16 protein-coding genes are annotated in these 21,134 nt (G+C 32.7%); 13 read left to right on the top strand and 3 right to left on the bottom strand.

Annotation, left to right across the window (positions count from 1 at the left end):
* Positions 1 to 201 precede the first annotated feature (201 nt).
* Positions 202 to 2,055 carry a tetratricopeptide repeat-containing sensor histidine kinase gene (locus tag ACWGOQ_RS23300; RefSeq protein WP_452060093.1) on the bottom strand — a complete coding sequence of 618 codons (1,854 nt, stop codon included), beginning with the start codon at positions 2,053 to 2,055 and terminating at the stop codon, positions 202 to 204.
* A 353-nt stretch (positions 2,056 to 2,408) separates the two neighbouring features.
* On the opposite strand from ACWGOQ_RS23300, the gene thrS reads away from it, so the two are divergent.
* From thrS to ACWGOQ_RS23250, 10 genes are all read left to right on the top strand, one after another.
* Positions 2,409 to 4,355 carry a threonine--tRNA ligase gene (thrS, locus tag ACWGOQ_RS23295; RefSeq protein ID WP_452060094.1) on the top strand — a complete coding sequence of 649 codons (1,947 nt, stop codon included), beginning with the start codon at positions 2,409 to 2,411 and terminating at the stop codon, positions 4,353 to 4,355.
* Between the two features lie 74 nt (positions 4,356 to 4,429).
* Positions 4,430 to 4,945 (top strand): translation initiation factor IF-3, encoded by a 516-nt coding sequence (gene infC / locus ACWGOQ_RS23290; RefSeq protein WP_452060152.1) that lies wholly within the window; start codon positions 4,430 to 4,432, stop codon positions 4,943 to 4,945.
* Positions 4,946 to 5,015: 70 nt separating this feature from the next.
* The gene (rpmI, locus tag ACWGOQ_RS23285) at positions 5,016 to 5,213 is read left to right on the top strand and encodes a 50S ribosomal protein L35 (protein ID WP_027394180.1); all 198 of its coding nucleotides are present in this window, start codon (positions 5,016 to 5,018) and stop codon (positions 5,211 to 5,213) included.
* Between the two features lie 140 nt (positions 5,214 to 5,353).
* Positions 5,354 to 5,698 (top strand): 50S ribosomal protein L20, encoded by a 345-nt coding sequence (gene rplT / locus ACWGOQ_RS23280; protein ID WP_452060095.1) that lies wholly within the window; start codon positions 5,354 to 5,356, stop codon positions 5,696 to 5,698.
* Between the two features lie 358 nt (positions 5,699 to 6,056).
* Complete coding sequence (locus tag ACWGOQ_RS23275; RefSeq protein WP_452060096.1) at positions 6,057 to 8,846, top strand: PAS domain-containing hybrid sensor histidine kinase/response regulator; 2,790 nt, start codon at positions 6,057 to 6,059, stop codon at positions 8,844 to 8,846.
* Positions 8,847 to 8,879: 33 nt separating this feature from the next.
* The gene (locus tag ACWGOQ_RS23270; RefSeq protein WP_452060097.1) at positions 8,880 to 9,689 is read left to right on the top strand and encodes a TrmH family RNA methyltransferase; all 810 of its coding nucleotides are present in this window, start codon (positions 8,880 to 8,882) and stop codon (positions 9,687 to 9,689) included.
* 60 nt (positions 9,690 to 9,749) lie between these two features.
* Complete coding sequence (locus ACWGOQ_RS23265) at positions 9,750 to 10,982, top strand: M48 family metallopeptidase (RefSeq protein WP_452060098.1); 1,233 nt, start codon at positions 9,750 to 9,752, stop codon at positions 10,980 to 10,982.
* Positions 10,983 to 11,119: 137 nt separating this feature from the next.
* Positions 11,120 to 13,327, top strand: coding sequence for a RelA/SpoT family protein (locus ACWGOQ_RS23260; RefSeq protein WP_452060099.1), 2,208 nt, complete (start codon positions 11,120 to 11,122; stop codon positions 13,325 to 13,327).
* 82 nt (positions 13,328 to 13,409) lie between these two features.
* Positions 13,410 to 13,877 (top strand): Fur family transcriptional regulator, encoded by a 468-nt coding sequence (locus ACWGOQ_RS23255; protein ID WP_452060100.1) that lies wholly within the window; start codon positions 13,410 to 13,412, stop codon positions 13,875 to 13,877.
* Complete coding sequence (locus ACWGOQ_RS23250) at positions 13,877 to 15,148, top strand: adenylosuccinate synthase (RefSeq protein ID WP_452060101.1); 1,272 nt, start codon at positions 13,877 to 13,879, stop codon at positions 15,146 to 15,148. The genes ACWGOQ_RS23255 and ACWGOQ_RS23250 overlap by 1 nt, the downstream gene beginning before the upstream one ends.
* A gap of 93 nt (positions 15,149 to 15,241) precedes the next feature.
* On the opposite strand, the gene ACWGOQ_RS23245 is transcribed toward ACWGOQ_RS23250, so the two are convergent.
* Entirely contained in the window at positions 15,242 to 16,141 is a 900-nt protein-coding gene (locus ACWGOQ_RS23245; RefSeq protein ID WP_452060102.1) for a hypothetical protein, read from the bottom strand.
* A 103-nt stretch (positions 16,142 to 16,244) separates the two neighbouring features.
* Positions 16,245 to 17,351 (bottom strand): helix-turn-helix domain-containing protein, encoded by a 1,107-nt coding sequence (locus tag ACWGOQ_RS23240; protein WP_452060103.1) that lies wholly within the window; start codon positions 17,349 to 17,351, stop codon positions 16,245 to 16,247.
* 211 nt (positions 17,352 to 17,562) lie between these two features.
* On the opposite strand from ACWGOQ_RS23240, the gene ACWGOQ_RS23235 reads away from it, so the two are divergent.
* From ACWGOQ_RS23235 to ACWGOQ_RS23225, 3 genes are all read left to right on the top strand, one after another.
* The gene (locus tag ACWGOQ_RS23235; RefSeq protein WP_452060104.1) at positions 17,563 to 18,048 is read left to right on the top strand and encodes a DUF1203 domain-containing protein; all 486 of its coding nucleotides are present in this window, start codon (positions 17,563 to 17,565) and stop codon (positions 18,046 to 18,048) included.
* A gap of 183 nt (positions 18,049 to 18,231) precedes the next feature.
* Entirely contained in the window at positions 18,232 to 18,621 is a 390-nt protein-coding gene (locus tag ACWGOQ_RS23230; RefSeq protein ID WP_452060105.1) for a hypothetical protein, read from the top strand.
* Between the two features lie 164 nt (positions 18,622 to 18,785).
* Positions 18,786 to 21,116, top strand: a complete 2,331-nt coding sequence (locus ACWGOQ_RS23225) for a TonB-dependent receptor (RefSeq protein ID WP_452060106.1) — start codon at positions 18,786 to 18,788, stop codon at positions 21,114 to 21,116.
* The last annotated feature ends 18 nt before the right edge of the window (positions 21,117 to 21,134 follow it).

The raw sequence follows: 21,134 nt of genomic DNA, 5'->3' as shown, positions 1-21,134 counted from the left end.
AGAAAATTTTAACCTTTTTATAATAACCTCGAAACCTTTAATTTACATCCAAAAAAATAAATTAATTAGAAGGCTTTAGCAAACCAGAGGTTAAAACTAACTATTTTGTAAACACACAACTACAGGAAACTAACAGGGAATTTCAAATTTAAGAGAGAAAAACTACGTAAGGTCTGTAGGTTTTGTTCTAGCATTTATCCTTTATCTCACCTTTCTTATTTCTATATCTAAGATTGTACCTCTATTAAAAACCGAATCAATAATTAGTCTTCCATTAAGCTGTTTTAATCTACTACGAATACTTTGCAATCCTATCCCCTCTTTTTGAAGATCTGGTTTAAATCCAACACCATCATCTTCATAAAGAATATGTATGTTGTTTTTCAACAGATCAATCTGTACTGTAATTGTGTTGGCTTTTGCGTGTTTCAATGTATTAGTAAGCAACTCTTGAATAATCCTAAAAATTTCAACAGATAACTTTTCATCTATAGTATCAATCTCACTTTTGGGAAAAACACAAAAGGTCATTTCTATATCATTAGCTGCTACCATATCATTCAGATACTCTTTGAGAACATCAGTAAATTTATTCTCATAAAAACTGTCGGGAATAAGATTATGAGAAATTTTTCTTACCAGATGATAAGTTTCATCTATCTGCTTTCTTACCAAGCTAAACTCTTTATCTTGCTCCTCCATAGAACCAATTTTCAAATTAATAGCTGCCAGATTACCTCCAATACTATCGTGAAGATCTTGGGCAATACGCCTTCTTTCTGTATTCTGAACTTCCAACGAAGTTTTAACCAACTTTAACTCCTGCCCTTTTATTAATGATTTTATTCGTTCATCATTTACCTCTTCTTGCTGTTTACTAAGTTTATTTTTTGCAACTAACTTTTGTTTATATACAATTAAGAGAATACAACTAGATATTGTTATCAAAAGAAATACATAAAAAAGCATTTTCATATGCTTTTTCTCTGCCAACAGAAGATTATCCTTAATTTGCTGATTTTTCCTTAGCAACTGGATTTTTTTCTCACGACTAAGTATATCGTATTTCACCAACAACTCTGCTATCTCCTTATCTTTTTGAATTTTAAGCAAAGAGTCCTTTAGTTTATATTTTTGCGTAGTAAACTCTTCTGCCTCTTTATACTTATTTTGTTTTTTCAAAGAATCACTTAGGTTGTCTAAAATCTGGATTTCTATATCGATAAACCCCTTTGACTTTACTTTTTCTAATAAATCCATATAAATACCAATAGCCTTTTGATACTTTCCTTTTTTGTGATAGGCTCGTGCTATGGTATTGCCTGATAGAAGAACAAACTTTAAATCTTTATTTTCAAACATCTTCTGCACAAGCTCCCCGTAAAAAATAGCTTCATCAAATTTCTCCATTTTTAAGTAACAGGCACTAATACTTTCAAGACAATACCCGCGGGCTTTATAACCTTCTGGAGCTTCGCACGCTTTTTTTAAGTAATAAAGTGCATTCTTAAACTCACCTTTTCTAGTATAGATTTGTCCTAAATTATTATATGAAAAGTAAACCGTATTATTGTTTTTATCAATATCTATGCTTCTCTTGTATAATGGGATTGCCTTATCATATTCTCCTTGATCAAGATAATAATCTGCTAAACCTCTGATATGATGCACAGACATCTCCTTACTTACAAGTTGTTTGTCAAAAAGATCTAATCCTTTCAAATGATATTCACCCCTAACCTTGACTAAACCTTTAAAACCATAACCAACAGCTAGCATATTATAGGCTTTACTTAACCACTCATAAGATAATGAATCAGTTTTACCAACAGAAAACTCGTATATCTTGTCACCATAATAGACAGTAGAGTCTGCAACTTCTTTCTCCATGTAGTATCTACCCAGATAATCTAGTCCCCAAATACGGGATTTCTCGTTACCTAAAAGAGGGGAAACCAACGGAAAAAATTCTTCAGGATTTAAGTTATTCATGTTTTTAAGCCTCTCTTCCAAATCTTCTTGGACATAATTTGTTTCCTGAGAGAAAGAAGACATAACACAAAAAGATAATGTAAAAAAAAACATCATCTTCATACGGTTGCTATTTAACTTATTGCTGTTTCTTACACCTATAGACATATTCTTGATTAAGACTAAAGATCATGGCTACTTACATTTTAAAAAATGAATTAAAAAGAAAGCACGCCAAGCCATAATCAATACGTAAAAATATAAAAAGTTTAATCATACCAAATATCCTTATCAATTTAAACAACAAATTGATAAAGATATTCTAATAAAACTTAGACATGTAAATCGCACGTATTGCTTTATTTATTTTAAATATCCAGTAATTATTGTGAGGATTTTATTAACGTATTATCTTTGCTTTTTTAATTAGAAAAATAATGATCAAAATCACGTTACCTGACGGTTCGGTTAGAGAATATCATAGCAATATTACTGCTATGGATGTTGCAAAAGATATTAGCGAAGGATTTGCAAGAAATGTTATTTCGGCAAAATTCAATGACACCATCATAGAAACATCAACAGAATTAACCACCGATGGAAATCTAGTTTTGTTTACTTGGAGAGATGAAGACGGAAAAAAAGCCTTTAGACATTCTACTTCACACGTTTTAGCACAAGCATTAGAAGAATTATACCCAGGAGTTAAGTTATCCATTGGACCAGCGATTGACAATGGGTTTTATTATGATGTTGATCTCGGAGATCAAAGCATTTCTGAAAAAGATTTTAAAGCCATCGAAAACAAAATGTTAGAAATTGCCAGAGGAAAACATGAGTTCAAAATGAGGTCCGTTTCCAAAGATGATGCACTAGCAAAATATAAAGAAGAAGGTAACGAGTACAAAGTTGAATTAATTGAAAACCTCAAAGACGGAACTATCACCTTTTGTGATCACGACACCTTTACCGATTTATGTCGCGGAGGACATATTCCTAACACTGGTTTAATCAAAGCAGTAAAAATAATGAGTGTCGCCGGTGCTTATTGGAGGGGTGATGAAAACAACAAACAACTTACTCGGGTCTATGGCACTTCGTTTCCGAAACAAAAAGAACTTAAGGAACACCTTGAATTATTAGAAGAAGCAAAAAAACGAGATCATAGAAAATTAGGTAAAGAATTAGAATTCTTTACATTTTCGCAAAAAGTTGGTCAAGGATTGCCTCTTTGGTTACCAAAAGGTGCTGCTTTACGTGAGCGATTAGAACAATTCTTAAAAAAAGCTCAAAAAAAAGCTGGTTATGAAATGGTTGTTACGCCACATATTGGACAGAAAGAGCTATATGTCACCTCTGGACATTATGCTAAATATGGAGAAGATAGCTTTCAACCTATACATACACCTGCAGAGGGAGAGGAATTTTTATTAAAACCCATGAACTGTCCGCATCATTGCGAAATATACAATAGCGGACCATGGTCTTACAGGGATTTACCCAAACGTTATGCTGAATTTGGCACCGTGTATAGATATGAGCAAAGTGGAGAACTCCATGGACTAACACGTGTACGTGGATTTACGCAAGATGATGCCCATATATTTTGTACTCCTGATCAATTAGATGAAGAGTTCAAAAAGGTAATAGATTTGGTACTATATGTATTTGGGTCTTTAGGTTTTGAAAATTTTACAGCACAGGTATCGGTCAGGGATTTAGATACCCCAGAAAAATACATTGGTGATGTTGTAAATTGGGAAAAAGCCGAAAATGCAATTATAAGCGCCGCAAGGGATAAAGGACTTGACTACGTAGTAGAAAGTGGAGAAGCTGCATTTTATGGCCCTAAGCTGGACTTTATGGTAAAGGATGCTCTAGGAAGAAGCTGGCAATTAGGAACTATCCAAGTAGATTATAATTTACCCGAACGTTTTGATCTTCAATACAAAGGGAGCGACAATGAGATGCACAGACCAATTATGATCCATAGAGCACCTTTTGGTAGTATGGAAAGATTTATTGCTATTTTATTGGAGCATACAGCTGGTAACTTCCCGCTTTGGCTAATGCCTGAACAAGTTATTGTCTTATCAATCAGTGAGAAATATGAAAAATACGCGGAAAAAGTTTTAAATTTGTTAGAAAATAACGAAATTCGCGCCCTTGCAGATCATAGAAATGAAACTATGGGTAAAAAAATTAGAGAAGCAGAAATGAAAAAAATTCCTTACATTGTTATCGTAGGGGAGCAAGAAGAGAAAGATAATACAATATCTGTTAGGAAACACGGAGGAGAAGATATGGGAGCAGTTGGTATTGAAAAGTTCACTGAAATTATTAATGAAGAAATTAATAGAACGTTAAAACCATTTAACGGATAAAATAATTAAGTTTAATTTAAAATTTTTAAGTCATAGCAATAAGAAGAAGAAGGTCTCAGAAACCACTAAGAGTAATTAAAGAAGATGCTCACAGAATCAATCATAAAATTAGGGTTGATGAAGTACGTCTCGTAGGCGACAATGTAGAAGTTGGTGTTTACCCAACCAAAAAAGCACTTGCACTTGCCGAAGAGAAAGAATTAGATCTCGTAGAAATTTCTCCGAAAGCGGTACCTCCTGTTTGTAAAATTATGGACTATAAAAAGTTCCTTTATGAGCAGAAAAAAAGAGACAAGGCTCTTAAAAATAAAGCCACCAAAGTCACTATAAAAGAAATTAGATTTGGGCCAAACACGGATGAACACGATTATGAGTTCAAGAAGAAGCACGCCATCAAGTTTTTAAGTGAAGGAGCTAAGTTAAAAGCGTATGTCTTCTTTAAAGGTCGTTCGATCATATACAAAGATCAAGGGCAGATACTTTTACTAAGACTTGCTCAGGAACTAGAGGATTATGGTAAAGTTGAGCAAATGCCTAAATTGGAAGGTAAACGAATGATCATGTTTATCGCTCCTAAGAAAACGAAGTAATAGAAACTTTTTTATATAAAGAAGTAATACTAAAGATAATAAGTGAGATTATTATAAAAACAAGGATACAATGCCTAAAATGAAAACAAAATCCAGTGCTAAAAAGCGTTTTAAGCTTACAGGTACGGGTAAAATCAAAAGAAAGCACGCTTTTAAGAGTCATATTTTGACAAAAAAATCAAAAAAGCGTAAGCTAGCTTTAACGCACTCTACACTAGTGCATAAAAGCGATGAAAATAGTATTAAAGAACAATTACGTTTAAAGTAATCGCTTTTTAATCAGGTTAAAATTATTATAAACCCAGGAGTTAGGCTTTTATAATTTTTGATGTACAATTGTAGATTTAAAAATTAAAAAACTAAGTGCCGATTGATGATCGGACGCCTACTACTAAAAAATTTAAAAATATGCCAAGATCAGTAAATTCTGTTGCAAAAAGAGCTAGAAGAAAAAGAGTTCTTAAGCAAGCAAAAGGTTATTTTGGACGTCGTAAAAACGTTTGGACAGTAGCAAAAAATGCAGTTGATAAAGCAATGTCATATGCTTACAGAGACCGCAGAAACAAAAAAAGAACTTTCCGTGCTTTATGGATCACTCGTATTAATGCAGGTGCCCGTTTACATGGTATGTCTTATTCTCAATTTATGGGGAAAGCTAAGGCTAATAATATCGAATTAAACCGTAAGGTTCTAGCAGATTTAGCAATGAACAACCCAGAAGCTTTTAAAGCGATTGTAGAAAAAGTAAAGTAATTTTTTAATAATATATTCTCTCACTTATAATAAAAGCCCACTTTAAAAAGTGGGCTTTTTGTTACAAAATCACGAATTATAATGTTTTTTATCGATAAAAAATGTTTTTTATCGATTTAAATAAAAACTAATTACCTTTTTTTTATTACTTTTAGCCCAGTATATTTTAAAATAGTAAGAAATAGACGATCATGCCTTTAAAGCGTATATTCGATCTGTTGTCCGTTTCGTGTAATTTTAACTCATTTTTTTAAAACGTGTTTTTTTGGGGAAAAACGAAGGTCAATTTATATGTTGCAACTCAAGTTATCAACATGAGTTGTTTGCTAAATAAATGCCACAGATAAAATAATGCTTCATGATCCCAAATTGGTTTAAAACCTTACCTAAAAAAAGAAAGCCTAAAAACTCTTTACATAGAGACGAAAAAGATATTATACATCTGATACATTTTTTGTGGGATGAGATTGATATAAAGAGCAATTCATTGGTGATAAAAGAGAAAATTGATGTTTTTACAAAACTTTCTTTCGAAAACAAAATCAAATCACTTCCGGAGGTATATTTATTTTTAGAAAATCATTTAATTGAAAAAAAAGTTGCGCATACATACACAAAACGAAAACTTAGAGACAAAATACGCTTAGCATACCCTTCCTTAGATAAGTATCAAAATTTTACTCCTATACTATTAGATCTTAAACGACAAGAACTAAGTATCTGCAAAATATTTCTTATAAATATAATAGAAAAGTCTTTAGAATTGATTGGCGTATTCAACGATCCTGATTTAGACACTATAAAATCTGACTTAAAGACTTTTGACAACGCTTGTAGTACCATTGATGTAATAAAAGGAAGAAAAAAACTATTATCGTTTTCTTCAGTTATATTCTCAAAAATTAAAGAAAGTCTAGGAGAGAACGCAATCATAAACTTATATCTAAATGTATACAAACAACATTTTGAGTCTTATCACCTACTCGACTCTTTTACGGCAACATTAAATGTAATTCCTGAAGAGATTTTTGCTAAAGAATTAATAAATTTCCCAAGTAAGCAACAAATGCTAAAAATGCTTCAAAAGCAATTAAATAGCCTAGAAGAAGTCAACGAAAATCTTACCAAGGAAGTTATTGAAAGAAAAAAAATCGAAGAAGACCTCAAACATAGTGAGCATTTAAAATCCAGAATTTTGGACACAGCATTAGACGGAATCATTTTAACGGATAAAAATGGTATTGTACTGGATTGGAACAAGCAAGCAGAAATTATTCTAAGAGTAAAAAAAGAAGAAACAATAGGTCAAAGTATCTATTCTCTTGTCCCTTACAAATTGAGACAAGAATTACAACATAGTTTTGAGGACTATATAAATTCCGGAGAAGGACAATTAATAAATAAAAGAGTAGAAACTTCGGTACCACTTAGAGATGGCACGATCGTATACGTAGAACTCACAATTATAGCAATCAAAACCAAAGATGATTATCTGTTTAATGCTTTTTTCAGAGATATTACCAATAGGAAACTTATAGATAATGAAATCAGAGAAGCTAAGGTCTTTGCTGAAAAATCCGCAAAAGCAAAGTCTACTTTTCTTTCTAATATGAGTCATGAAATCAGAACACCGTTAAACGTTATTCTGGGGCTTACTGGTATTTTACAGAAAAGTGGGTTTTCAAATCCTGAAATTGACAAAGCTAACCTGGACGGTATTCAATTTTCTGCCGAAAATCTTTTGGTTCTTGTAAATGATATTTTGGATTTCTCAAAAATCGAAGCTGGAAAACTTATTTGGCAAAAGACTGATTTCAACATACGTGAACTGATTGATAACATTTCAACCGGATTTAAAATCAAAGCAGATGAAAAAGGGCTTAATTATAAGACCTATATAGATCCATCGCTTCCAAAATTTATTATTGGAGACCAATTCAGACTAAATCAGATTCTCACAAACCTGTTAAGCAACGCAGTAAAGTTCACTCATAAGGGAGAGGTAGTGATTAAAATCACTGCAACAATAAAAAAATCAGGCATCGTTTCTATAAAATTTTGCGTAAAAGACACGGGTATTGGTATACCTAAAGATAAACTTGATCATATTTTTGGCAGCTTTTATCAGGTTCACGAACCTGGAAAACACAAAATCGAAGGAACTGGTTTGGGACTTGCTATATCTAAACAACTCATAGAACTACAAGGAGGTAACTTACACGCAAAAAGCACTCCTAATGTTGGATCTGAATTTACGTTTTCTATTGACTACAAGAAAAGTAAACTTACTGCAATAAAAAATAATACTTCCTCTAACATACCAAAGGATTCAGAATCTATTTCTGGAATGAATGTATTAATTGTAGAGGATAATAGAATGAACCAGTTCTTCATCCAACAATTATTCTCTCTTTGGAACATCGACGCTGATATAGCCGAAAATGGAAAAGTAGCACTCGAAAAACTTAAACATAAGTTTTACGATTTAATATTAATGGATATGCATATGCCAATAATGGATGGGGCTGAGACAACTATGCATATCAGAAATCACGATAACCCAAAAATCAAAAACATTCCTATAATAGCCTGCTCTGCTGATGTTTTTCCGGAATCTAAAAAAGCGGCAATGGATTCTGGAATGGATTTTTATCTCACAAAACCAATTAGAGAAAAAGCGTTAGAAGAATTATTAGTAAGCTTAAAACCTACTTTAGATAAGCAAGGAACTACACCCCGAATTCACAAACAATCGAATCAGGAAATCCCTGATCATAATGATCAAAAGTTATGTGATCTCTCGGGATTACAGAAAACATTTTCTTACGACAAAGAAATTATTCAATCCGTACTGGAGATGTTTATAGAAGAAACCCCAAGAGATTATAAAAAGTTACAGATAGCTGTAAAGAACAATGATCCAAAAGCAGCTTCAGAACTTGCTCACAAACTCAAATCCAGCTTTAAGACATTGGGGCTATCGGAACAAACATTAGTTCTTGAACAAATAGAAGCATATGGAAAATCAAATGAAAATTTTGATCATATCGTAGCATTAATGACTCCATTGGACCGCTCTTATCCCTTTATAGTTTTGGAAATTAAAAATGAAATCAATGACTTGGTTGCTTTGAAAGCTTTAAAGTAACTATTTCATATTTCTCTGGCTATATTTGCAGGTATGGATACACAAATTACCAGTCATCAAAACCCAAAAATTAAATTCTTACATCAACTTAAGGAAAAGTCCAAAGTTCGTAAAAAAGAGCATTGTTTTGTTATCGAAGGTAAACGCGAAATATCCCTTGCAATTTCAGGAGGATATCAATTAGAGCAGATTTATTATTGTACTTCGATTATTTCTAAAGAAGAAGTTTTACTGATTGTAGAAGTAAACTGTAACCCAATTACTTTTTTTGAGATCTCGATAGATATTTATCAAAAACTTTCTCATAGATCAACAACAGAAGGAATTTTAGCAGTAGCTATATCAAAAGAAATATCGATAAGCGGCTTAAAATTGCCTACTAAAAACCCTCTAATCCTAGTTGCAGAGTCCCCTGAAAAACCAGGAAATATCGGTGCACTGCTGCGTACCGCTGATGCTGCAAAAGTAGATGCGTTTTTAATTGCTAATCCCAAAACTGACATCTATAATCCAAACATAATAAGGTCGAGCGTAGGATGTGTCTTTACAAATAAAATTGCTTCTGGTACTACAGCAGAGATCCTCCATTTTTTAAAAGAAAGAAAAATAAACATTTATGGAGCTGCATTACAATCCTCTGAAAATTATTATACTCAAAATTATAATAAACCCACAGCAATTATCGTTGGTACAGAAGATAAGGGCTTAACCGACGAGTGGTTAAAAAACACTACACAAAATATTAAGATCCCCATGAGTGGTGTTATAGATTCAATGAATGTTTCAGTAGCTGCTGGAATACTAATTTTTGAAGCAAAACGACAGCGTAATTTTGTTGTCTGAAACTTAAAAAATCATTAACTTTCTAAAACCTACAAATCCCAAAGCTACAAACACAAACAAATGACATCAAACCTGCTCTTTTATCTTTTGATTGCTATTATCATCATAGTTTTTCTAATAGATTCCCTACTTGACATTCTCAACGCCAGACACTATAATAATCATGTACCAGAAGAACTTTCTGACGTATATCCTAAAGATGAATATCAAAAATCTATAGCTTACAAAAAAGCCAATTATAAATTTAAACTGGTTTCTTCTTCTGTTTCTTTATGTATCTTGTTATTATTCTTTTTTCTAGATGGTTTTGCCTGGGTTGATGGAATTGCAAGAAGTATTTCTGATAACCCGATTGTGGTAGGCCTTATATTCTTTGGTATTATAATGATGGGTAGTGATATTCTTTCTACACCTGCTTCTTATTATAAAACTTTTGTTATTGAAGAGGAATTTGGCTTTAACAAAACCACTACCAAGACTTTTTTTATTGACAAAATCAAAGGAATCGTAATGATGATCATCGTAGGTGGTGGATTATTAGCTTTAATTATGTGGTTTTACGAAATCACAGGAAGCTATTTTTGGGTATATGCCTGGATATTGATTTCTATTTTTACGCTGGCTATGAATATGTTCTATGCAAAACTTATCGTTCCATTATTTAATAAACAAACACCTTTAGAACCCGGAGAGCTAAGAGATACGATACAAGCCTATTCTAAAGACGTAGGATTTCAGTTAAAGGATATTTTTGTCATTGACGGATCTAAAAGAAGTACCAAAGCAAACGCATACTTTTCTGGTTTAGGAAGCGAAAAAAGAATCACATTGTATGACACTTTAATAAAAGATTTGAATAATGAAGAAATTGTTGCAGTTCTAGCACATGAAGTTGGTCATTACAAGAAAAGACACGTAATTATTAATCTTCTCTTATCTATTTTTCTTACCGGAGTAACGCTATGGTTTTTGTCCCTTTTTATTGCAAACCCTCTTCTCTCTGAAGCTTTAAATGTAGAAATCCCGTCTTTTCATATTGGACTAGTCGCATTTGGTATACTGTATAGTCCAATATCTGAAGTTACCGGGCTGATTATGAATGTTGTATCCAGAGCATTCGAATATCAAGCAGATGATTATGCTAAAGACTCTTATAACGGAGAAGCACTCATAAGCAGTCTTAAAAAACTATCAAAAAACAATCTTAGCAACCTTACGCCACATCCTGCTATGGTATTCATACATTACTCACATCCAACGCTTTTGGAAAGGATTAAAAACATAAGGAAATAAATCCATCAACATAGACTTGGTGGTTACAATTCTTAGTTGTACTTTTAACTATCTCTCTAAGATAAGACAAAATTCTTATCTATTGAGTACACACAAAATGACATCAAAAAACAGGCTTTCTAAGAAAACTTCATAGTATGACTGAAGCCGCTATAGAAGAGGAAAACAAACAAATTGCAAAGCAATATAAAGAGTTGCTTCGAATTAGTTATAGGGATCTTAGTAAAGATGATAAAAAACTAATTCGACAGGCTTTTGATATTGCAGTAGATGCACATAAAGATCAACGACGTAAGAGTGGAGAAGCTTACATCTTTCATCCAATTGCTGTTGCCAAAATAGTAGCTAGTGAAATTGGGTTAGATGCAACTTCTATTGCTGCAGCATTGTTACATGATGTAGTAGAAGATACAGAATATACGCTGGTCGATATAGAGCAAATGTTTGGAGAAACTGTTGCGCGTATAGTGGACGGACTTACAAAAATTTCCTCTCTTAAAAAAGATAAAGATATTTCGCTGCAAGCGGAAAACTTTAGAAAAATGTTACTCACTCTTAATGATGATGTTCGAGTAATCATTATAAAAATAGCCGATCGTTTGCACAATATGCAAACAATGGATGCTATGCGCCCTGATAAACAGGTCAAGATTGCTTCAGAAACATTATATATCTATGCGCCTCTTGCTCATAGAATTGGACTCTACAACATTAAAACCGAATTAGAAGATCTAGGATTAAAGTATACAGAACCAGAAGTATTTAAGGACATACTGGAAAAAATAAAAGAGAGTAAAGAAGAACAAGATGCGTATATTAAACGATTTTCTGACAAAATAAAAGAAGGGCTTGATAAAGAAGGGCTTGATTACGAAATCAAAGGTCGACCGAAGTCTATTTTTTCTATCAGGCGAAAAATCCTAAAGCAAAATATATCGTTTGATGAAGTCTACGATAAATTCGCTATCCGAATTATCTACAAGGCTGATGATATCGAAAATGAAAAATTTATAGCTTGGAAAATTTATACTATCGTAACCGATTATTATCGCCCTAATCCGATACGATTAAGAGACTGGATTTCACAACCGAAATCCACAGGGTATGAAGCATTACATATTACTGTGATAGGACCAGACAGCCAATGGGTAGAAGTTCAAATTCGTAGTCAAAGAATGCACGAAATTGCAGAAAAAGGATACGCTGCACATTATAAATATAAGAACAAGGAAGAAAAGCAGGATCAAGGTCTGGATGGATGGTTAAACAGACTACAGGAAGCATTAGAGAATTCTGAAGCGAATGCCGTAGATTTTGTAGAAGAATTCAAACTTAATCTATATGCTAAAGAGATTTTTGTTTTTACTCCCGAAGGTGATTTGAAATCTTTACCCAAAGGAGCTACGGCATTGGATTTTGGGTTTAGCGTCCATACAGAAGTAGGTCTTCGTACTAGAGGTGCTAGAGTTAATAACAAATTAGTCCCTTTGAGTCATGAACTTAAAAATGGAGATCAAGTCGAAATTATTACATCTACCAAGTCAAAACCTTCATCGAACTGGTTAGATTATGCCACAACGGCCAGAGCAAGGTCTAAAATAAAATCTGCATTACGTGATGAAAAGAAACAAATTGCAGAAGAAGGGAAAGTAATATTGAAACGCAAACTACGTTCACAAAAAATTACACTGAGCGAAAAGGTCGTAAACGAACTGGTACTATATTTCAAACTTAAAACTAGCCAGGATCTTTTTTACAGAGTAGGCATTGGTACTATTGATAATCAAAAGATCAAAGAGTTCGCTACCACACGTAGCAATGTGTTTATGAATTTTATTAAAAATAAAATTCGAAGAGGTAACTCAAAAGATGTAAACAAGGATGAGATTACCTCTAAATATGATTTATTGGTATTTGGCAAAGATTCTGAAAAACTAGAATATAAACTATCAAATTGTTGTAATCCTATTGCTGGAGATGACGTTTTTGGTTTTATTACAGTAAATGAAGGGATTAAGATTCATAAAAAAGACTGTCCAAATGCATTACAATTGCAAAGTAACTATGCATACCGAATTATACAGGCTAAATGGATAGACTCTAGTCAAGAGGAGTTTAAAGCCGTTATCAGGCTAAATGGAATCGATAACATAGGTGTTGTCAATGAGGTAACTCAAATTATATCAAACAATATGCATTTAGCGATATATAGTATGAATTTTGACACGAATGATGGAGTTTTTACTGGTAAAATTACCGTAGGAGTTAAAAATAAAAACACGTTAAAAACGGTCATTCAAAACCTTTCTAAAGTAAATGGTATTGATAAGGTGATACGAGAATAAATCATTCGTTTTTTCTGAATAACTATTCATAATTTGGTCTCCACTAATAAAAAAATAATGTAAATTTGCTTTTTAAATCATTATGAGTACCAAAACAACTACGCAAAACGATCAAAACATCGTTAAGAATGTGTTTACTAGTTTTCTAGAGGAAAATGGTCATCGAAAAACACCTGAACGCTACGCTATACTTCAGGAAATCTATGAAAGTGAAGAGCATTTTGATATCGAATCACTATATATCAAAATGAAAAACAAAAACTACCGTGTTAGTCGAGCCACACTCTACAATACGATAGAACTTTTATTAGATTGTAAACTAGTCCGAAAACACCAATTTGGTCAAAGTCAGGCACAATATGAAAAATCATATTTTGATAGACAACACGATCACCTTATTCTAACAGATAGTGGTGAAGTTCTGGAGTTTTGTGATCCCAGAATACAATCCATAAAAAAAACAATCGAAGAAATTTTTGATGTAGAAATCACAAATCATTCTCTGTATTTCTACGGAATTAAAAAGAAACCAACTAATCAAGAAAACTAATGGCGGTAAACTTACTACTTGGTCTTCAATGGGGAGACGAAGGTAAAGGAAAAATTGTAGACGTTCTTACAAAAAATTATGATATTATAGCTAGATTCCAGGGTGGTCCTAACGCAGGACACACATTAGAATTTGACGGCATTAAACATGTGTTACATACAATTCCAAGTGGAATTTTTCATGACAAAGCCATTAACTTAGTAGGGAATGGTGTTGTGATCGATCCGGTCATCTTCAAAAAGGAGTTAGACAACCTAGCTAAGTTTAATTTAGATTATAAATCTAAATTAGTAATATCAAGAAAAGCTCATTTAATATTACCAACACATAGAATTCTAGATGCGGTATCAGAAGCCTCCAAAGGAAAGGCGAAAATAGGCTCTACTCTTAAAGGTATTGGGCCAACATATATGGATAAAACTGGCAGAAATGGTATTCGTGTAGGAGATTTAGAATTAAGTGACTGGAAAGAACGTTATCGTAATTTGGCAAATAAACACGAAGCCATGATCGATTTTTATGATGCAAAAATTGAATATGACTTAGAAGAATTAGAAAATGAATTCTTTGAAGCCATCAAAACTTTAAAATCTTTAACCTTTATCGATAGTGAAGAATATCTTTATCAAGCACAAAAAGAAGGTAAAAAAATACTGGCAGAAGGAGCTCAGGGTTCTTTACTAGATATCGATTTTGGAACCTACCCTTTTGTAACCTCTTCTAATACTACAGCAGCCGGAGCTTGCACAGGATTAGGCGTAGCACCAAATAAAATTAAAGAAGTATTCGGAATTTTTAAAGCATATACTACCAGAGTTGGTAGCGGACCATTTCCTACAGAATTATTTGATGAAGATGGAGAAACTATGGCACGCGTAGGTAATGAATTTGGAGCCACTACAGGGAGAGCACGAAGATGTGGATGGTTAGATCTAGTAGCTTTAAAATATGCCGTACATGTAAACGGAGTTACTCAATTGATGATGATGAAAGGTGATGTACTTAGTGGTTTTAAAACCCTAAAAATATGTACCGCTTATAATTATCAAGGAAAAACTATTACACACCTACCCTACAATATAGAACCCGAAAATGTAACTCCTGTGTATACAGAAATGAAAGGTTGGTCAGAAGATCTTACTAAAATGTCTGATACATCACAGTTTCCAAAAGAACTAAATGAATATATTGAATTTTTAGAAAAAGAACTAGAAATACCCATCACTATAGTTTCTGTGGGACCAGATAGGACTCAGACAATACATAGATAACAAAATTTCAATACAAAAATAGATCCCCAAGTTTCATAGAAATCTTGGGGATTTATTTAACATTTAATTACATCCTTTTGCTTCATACAAATCCTAAGGATGTACAGAAAAAACCATTCCTGCAATTTTCCATCCATTATTCGGAGTTCCGGCTAATGCCGATAACATCTTTCCTTTTTCAATAATTTGACCTGTTTCATCGATAATCTTATATGATGATGAAATAACTCCAGTAAACTGATCTTTTATTTTTGTTTTTGTATGACTAAATACAATTTTCTGGCCAGCTATAACCTCATTAAAAAATCCGTTTACAGAATGAACCTCATCAGAATACGTGTCTTCAAAAACTTCATCTACTATAAAACAAGAAGTCAATTCACTTAGGAACAAACTCTTAAATTCAGATTCCTTCTGCTGATTATAATATTCTTCAAAATCAAAAAGCAACTGTTCTGGAGATTCCTCAATAATAGGTACTACGCTATAGTCAGTAGTGTCATCAGGAGCTACTATAGTAGATGACAGCGTCACAATTTTCCATCCAGCAGGAGTTTTGACATATAAAAAAATATCGTTCCCATATAAATCATCTATTCCATCCCGAACTCCTTGAAAATGATGACTATCCAGAGCAATACCATCTTCAATATAAAATTTTACATCAGAATACTCAGCAAAATATTCATAATCCCAACTTGTAAAAAAACCGATCCATTGATCACGAGATAAGCTAACTAAATTTGGATTTCCATTATTTTTTAGCACAAAGTTTACTGAAGAAGAACTGGATAAAAATAAATCCCGATGAGCGTCCGCATCTTTTTCTTTCTCGGAGATTGCAAAATCCTTCAGTACGTTTAACAAATGTTTTTTCGTTTCTATATGTTGGTATACTCCTCCTGAAAAATCATCATAACAAGAAGTTATAAACATAGGAATTGATAAAAATAGAAACACAGGAATGAAACGCTTTATTTTTTGGTTTTTCATTGATACATTATTTTAAGTGTGAATAAAGTACAATGATATTGTAGGATGTTGAGATAAAAGAACGCTTGCTTGCAGGCGCACAAAATTTACTCTTTTTAATACATTAAGAGCTTGCTGATTTTTGCAAAAACTCTCTGGGTGTACTTTTAAAAACTTTTTTGAAAGTTTTATTAAACGTGGTTTTAGAATTGAAACCCGCATCATATGCCAAAGAAAGTAAAGTCTGATTTTTATGTTCGTCATTTTTAAGTTTCTTAACAAATTCTTCTGCTCGATATGAATTTACAAAATCATAAAAATTACAACTAAAACCAGTATTGATTAACCAAGAAAGTTGAGTTGGCTTCATATTTAGAGATTGTGCAAGGCTTGTGAGTGTTAATCTAGGATCTAAGTATAATTTTTCTTCTTTCATTGATTTTTCTAATAGAACTTTATATACTAACACTCGTTCTTTTGACATTCGATTAACAGAAGGTTTATCTGTTAAAAGCTCAATCCTTAACACTTCAGGTTTACGAATAACAAAGTACGTAATACAATACACCAAAAATGGAATACTAATCCAACCAATAAATACATGAGTACCAGAGATAATTTCAATTCCAAAAAAATGATCTAAGCCAAAAATAATAGATACTACATCTCCTATCAATAAAGCAACGAGAAACACAGCCAAATATGTAAGATTTTGTCTGAAACCGCTCTCCTTATCATGAGCTTTCTTAAAAGTAATCAACATTCTTAAACTAGCATACCAATATCCTAAAGTCAGGATAACTAAACCACTAAATATAATTCCCCATTCAATCAAAAAGTACCCTGACTGTATTAATGTAATCATCTCTTGATCACTGTATCTCAAAATGGATATACCATATAAAAAATGTAATACAGCTGGAATAAAATGAAGAAACCATAATTTTTGATTCTTATTAATAAACAGAAGCTTTTGAAAGTATAAGTAAATCAAAGGAGCAAACAAAAAGGCTAAAGAATCCAGAAAAACTTGCAGCCGAGCTGGCCAAGACTCATATAGATAAGAATTCAAAAATAAAACGACCGAAAGTGATACCACAACTAATAATATAGACAATAATTTTGTCGCTTCTTTATTAGTTTTAGTCAGTTTAGGAAGTATCATAGCCAATAAAAATCCTTGAACCATACCTAAAATTAATAGTATTTCTATCCAATTGAAAGTACCCATAACTGATTTTTTATAATGTATTATCACCCATTTCACTATTTCTAGTTAGCAAATATAGTCATGAAATGAAAAAGAATCAGAACTTACCAAACCACTTGAAAATAATCTTTGTGATTAATTCTCTAAGAAGAGCATTTATTTATTAAGCAATAATCGGATTGCGTTTTGATATTATTTACAAGAGTTTTGTAACTACATAAAAATTATCAGAATGAATAACAATTTACATAACTTCCAGATTAAAGCCATAAATCACGTTGGGATTGCTTCACTTTTTGAGTTAACGGATGTAGAGCTGCAAAAGCATAATGCCCTACGAATAACAGTAGATAAAAAACCAGGTTTTCCCTGTCGAATAAGCCTAGAAGATGCTGCTATTGGGGAAGAAGTTATTTTAGTACCATATGCGCATCATAATGTCACATCACCATACAAAGCATACGGACCTATATTTGTTCGGGAGAATGTAAAAACTGCGACTCCTAAGATGAATGAAATTCCGGCAATGCTAACTCATAGGTCTCTTTCTGTGCGAGGTTATAATGATAAAAGTAGTATGATCAGTGCTGAAACTGTACATGGAGAGGGTCTATTCGATTTAATTCAAGTTCTATTTAACACCTCAGAAATAGTGTACCTACACATCCATAATGCGGGTCCAGGTTGTTTTAATTGTCAAATAGATCGAATATTTTAAAACAACATACCACACTTATATATTAAAATATGGAATCAATAAAAATCAAAAGCTTCAGGAATGATTAGCTACCATTAGTGAATAAAAAACACATATCTTATTAAGATTATGTCTTTTTTTGACAACTATTTTTATTCTTTTTTCAAAGAATTGTATCTTTGCACGAATTTTGAATTCCAATAATTGAGACTTTTTTTTTCTATAGTAATATTTACAGCTTTTGCTATTAGACCAGTGATAGAAATTAGCAATATTCTTTACTATCAGATGAATATTGATACTATCATAGAGAAATACTGTGTAAACAAAGAAAGGCCAAAGCTCAATTGTAACGGAAAATGTTATCTGATGACTCAGATGAAAACGAGCAAGACAGCTTCTGACACCAATACAAATTCACTTACCATTATTGTAGAAGCTTTTATTCCCTTATTCTTCGTAGATACCACAATTCATATCGATAACAACTATATTTTTTTCGTACCTCATCAACAAAATTGGAAACCTAACCATCTATTAAAAAAAAGTATTTCAAAAAACATCGATCATCCTCCAGAAATTTACTCTTCTTAATCACTCAAACAGTGATGCCTAAATATAGAAAATGACTAAGAAATGCTCCTAGTCGTTTAAATCTTTATATCATTTTTTCACAAACTAAAGCTATTAAAAGCGAATATCTCCTATTTGCAAGGGGTTGTTCAGACTTAAAAATAGCGTATACATTTTATTATATAATGAAAAAAACACTCATGCTGGCTGTATTCCTATGCTCGGGAATCTATAGCTACGCACAATCTTTGCAGGGGAAAGTAGTGGATAATTCTAATAATCCATTACCCGGCGCAACAATAATTGAATCAAACACACCAACCAATGGTGTAATGAGCGATAGTGAAGGAGCCTTTAGTATAACACTTCAAAACTCAAATAAAGTTATCGTAAGCTTTGTTGGATATATGACAAAGACAGTAACGTTAAATAACGATATGACTGTCATACGATTAACTGAAGATAATGTGACACTGGAGGAGGTTTTCGTTACTTCTGCGAGTAGGGAAATTCAGAAACGTTCTGAAGTTCCCGGATCAATTACTACGATCTCAGCAAAAACTATTGAAGAAACCAAAGCTTTTGGTATCGATCAACTGGTAAATCAAGTTCCAGGAGTTTTTATGTCTACGTCTAGAGCAGCCAGTAATGAACAACATTTTATGGCGGCACGCTCCCCTATTTCTACAAAAGCACTCTTTTTATACTTAGAAGATGGATTACAGATCCGTCCTACTTCTGTATTCAATCATAATGCTTTGTTGGAAATGAATGATATATCCTACGGACGTATCGAAGTTTTAAAAGGTCCTGCGTCAAGTATTTACGGTAGTGAATCTATTGGTGGTAGTTTCAATTTTATTACCAAAAACCCAACAGAAAATCTTAGTGGAAGTTTAGGATTTCAAACTAATGATATTGGATTAACTCGTTATGAATTAGAAGTTTCGAACAAAACCAATGATAAATTTGGATTTTATTTTGGAGGACATTATGCACAACGAAAAAATGGCCCAATAGAACATAGTGATTATGAAAAACTTGCTTTTACTTTTAAGACAGTTTATGACCTTTCTGACGCTACAAAATGGACAACTGTATTAGATATTATTGATTATAGATCTGATATGACCGGATCTTTAAGTGAATCGGATTATTTTGGTGAAGATTTCCAAAGTGACCAAACATTTACTGAACGAGAAGCATTGGCATTTAGAGTACGATCTACATTAGATAAGTTCTGGAACGAAAAAAATAAAACCTCATTTAATCTAATTTTCAGAGACAATACAATGGATCAAAATCCGTCCTACAGAGTTCGTCAGTTTAGAGAACAAGGGCAATTAACCGGTTTTGGGTCGGGAGAGATAAATTCTAATCAATTTAGGAGTTTTGTTGTATTAATTCAGCATAAATTAAATTTCAATTATGCCAATTCATCTCTAATTCTAGGTGCCAGCAGTGATTTTTCTCCTCAAAAATACATTGCAGAAACTACGAGTATTATTGTAGATCCGGAAACAGGAAGAAACATAGATTTTGATACTAATACAGGTGATTTCATACTAAATTATGAGGCAGATATATTTAATTATGCCGGGTTTTTACAATACGAAATATCACCAGTAGCACCATTAAAAGTAACTGCTGCTATACGTTATGATGGCTTCGAATACGACTATGATAACCAAGTAGATGGAATTACAGGTGTAGAAGATGCTGTGGATAATTTTAATAACATTACACCTAAACTGGGTATGAACTATAACTTTTCTAACCTAACTGGTATCTATGCTAATTATTCGCAAGGATTTACTCCTCCGCAAGTTTCTACATTATATCGCAACCGAAACGAAGTACAGGGGATCAAGCCCAGTAGATATCATAACTATGAAATCGGAGGGTATTATGCTGTTTCTTCAAAACTGGTATTAGATGCTGCCATCTATGTTTTAGAAGGAAAAAACACACTGATTACACTACGTGATGAAAACGATAATTTCTTTAATACAAACGCGGGTAAAACCAGGTCTTATGGAATTGAGTATAGAATCACCTGGAACCCGATTAAAGAATTATCAATCTCCCATAATGGTAGTTACGCTAGGCATCAATACGTAGACTTTTTTGATAGTGGTGTTGATTATTCTGATACAGAAAGAGAAACAGCTCCTAATCTTCTAGGGACTTCATTAGTTACTTATCGAAATAATTTCGGTAACATCGGGTTTAGTATTAGCGGAGAACACGAACTTGTTGGAAAGTACAATACCAGTTTCAAAAATCAGGTAGCAAATGATAATGGTAGTTTTAATACAGCTACCTATGATGGTCACAATGTTTTCAATCTAAGGGCATCGATTGCTTATAAGGGAATGGAAATATGGGGGCACGCACTAAATTTTTTTGATGAATTATATGCGGCAAGAGCTTCTTATAACAGGTTTAGAAACGAAAATAGTTTTACTATTGGAACCCCAAGAGCTTTTCACCTTGGTGTACGGCATTATTTTTAACATAAGATGTTTTTGAAA

It is taken from the genome of Aquimarina ulvae, from assembly GCF_053613295.3.
The sequence above is the reverse complement of the archived record's forward strand: the minus strand, read 5'-3'. Positions and strand labels throughout refer to the sequence as shown.

What these genes read in the sequence shown, in the direction of transcription:
- ACWGOQ_RS23300 (WP_452060093.1), bottom strand. Translation starts at nt 2,055, where the DNA reads ATGTCTTCTTTCTCTCAGGAAACAAATTATGTCCAAGAAGATTTGGAA.
- thrS (WP_452060094.1), top strand. Translation starts at nt 2,409, where the DNA reads ATGATCAAAATCACGTTACCTGACGGTTCGGTTAGAGAATATCATAGC.
- rpmI (WP_027394180.1), top strand. Translation starts at nt 5,016, where the DNA reads ATGCCTAAAATGAAAACAAAATCCAGTGCTAAAAAGCGTTTTAAGCTT.
- rplT (WP_452060095.1), top strand. Translation starts at nt 5,354, where the DNA reads ATGCCAAGATCAGTAAATTCTGTTGCAAAAAGAGCTAGAAGAAAAAGA.
- ACWGOQ_RS23275 (WP_452060096.1), top strand. Translation starts at nt 6,057, where the DNA reads ATGATCCCAAATTGGTTTAAAACCTTACCTAAAAAAAGAAAGCCTAAA.
- ACWGOQ_RS23270 (WP_452060097.1), top strand. Translation starts at nt 8,880, where the DNA reads ATGGATACACAAATTACCAGTCATCAAAACCCAAAAATTAAATTCTTA.
- ACWGOQ_RS23265 (WP_452060098.1), top strand. Translation starts at nt 9,750, where the DNA reads ATGACATCAAACCTGCTCTTTTATCTTTTGATTGCTATTATCATCATA.
- ACWGOQ_RS23260 (WP_452060099.1), top strand. Translation starts at nt 11,120, where the DNA reads ATGACTGAAGCCGCTATAGAAGAGGAAAACAAACAAATTGCAAAGCAA.
- ACWGOQ_RS23255 (WP_452060100.1), top strand. Translation starts at nt 13,410, where the DNA reads ATGAGTACCAAAACAACTACGCAAAACGATCAAAACATCGTTAAGAAT.
- ACWGOQ_RS23250 (WP_452060101.1), top strand. Translation starts at nt 13,877, where the DNA reads ATGGCGGTAAACTTACTACTTGGTCTTCAATGGGGAGACGAAGGTAAA.
- ACWGOQ_RS23245 (WP_452060102.1), bottom strand. Translation starts at nt 16,141, where the DNA reads ATGAAAAACCAAAAAATAAAGCGTTTCATTCCTGTGTTTCTATTTTTA.
- ACWGOQ_RS23240 (WP_452060103.1), bottom strand. Translation starts at nt 17,351, where the DNA reads ATGGGTACTTTCAATTGGATAGAAATACTATTAATTTTAGGTATGGTT.
- ACWGOQ_RS23235 (WP_452060104.1), top strand. Translation starts at nt 17,563, where the DNA reads ATGAATAACAATTTACATAACTTCCAGATTAAAGCCATAAATCACGTT.
- ACWGOQ_RS23225 (WP_452060106.1), top strand. Translation starts at nt 18,786, where the DNA reads ATGAAAAAAACACTCATGCTGGCTGTATTCCTATGCTCGGGAATCTAT.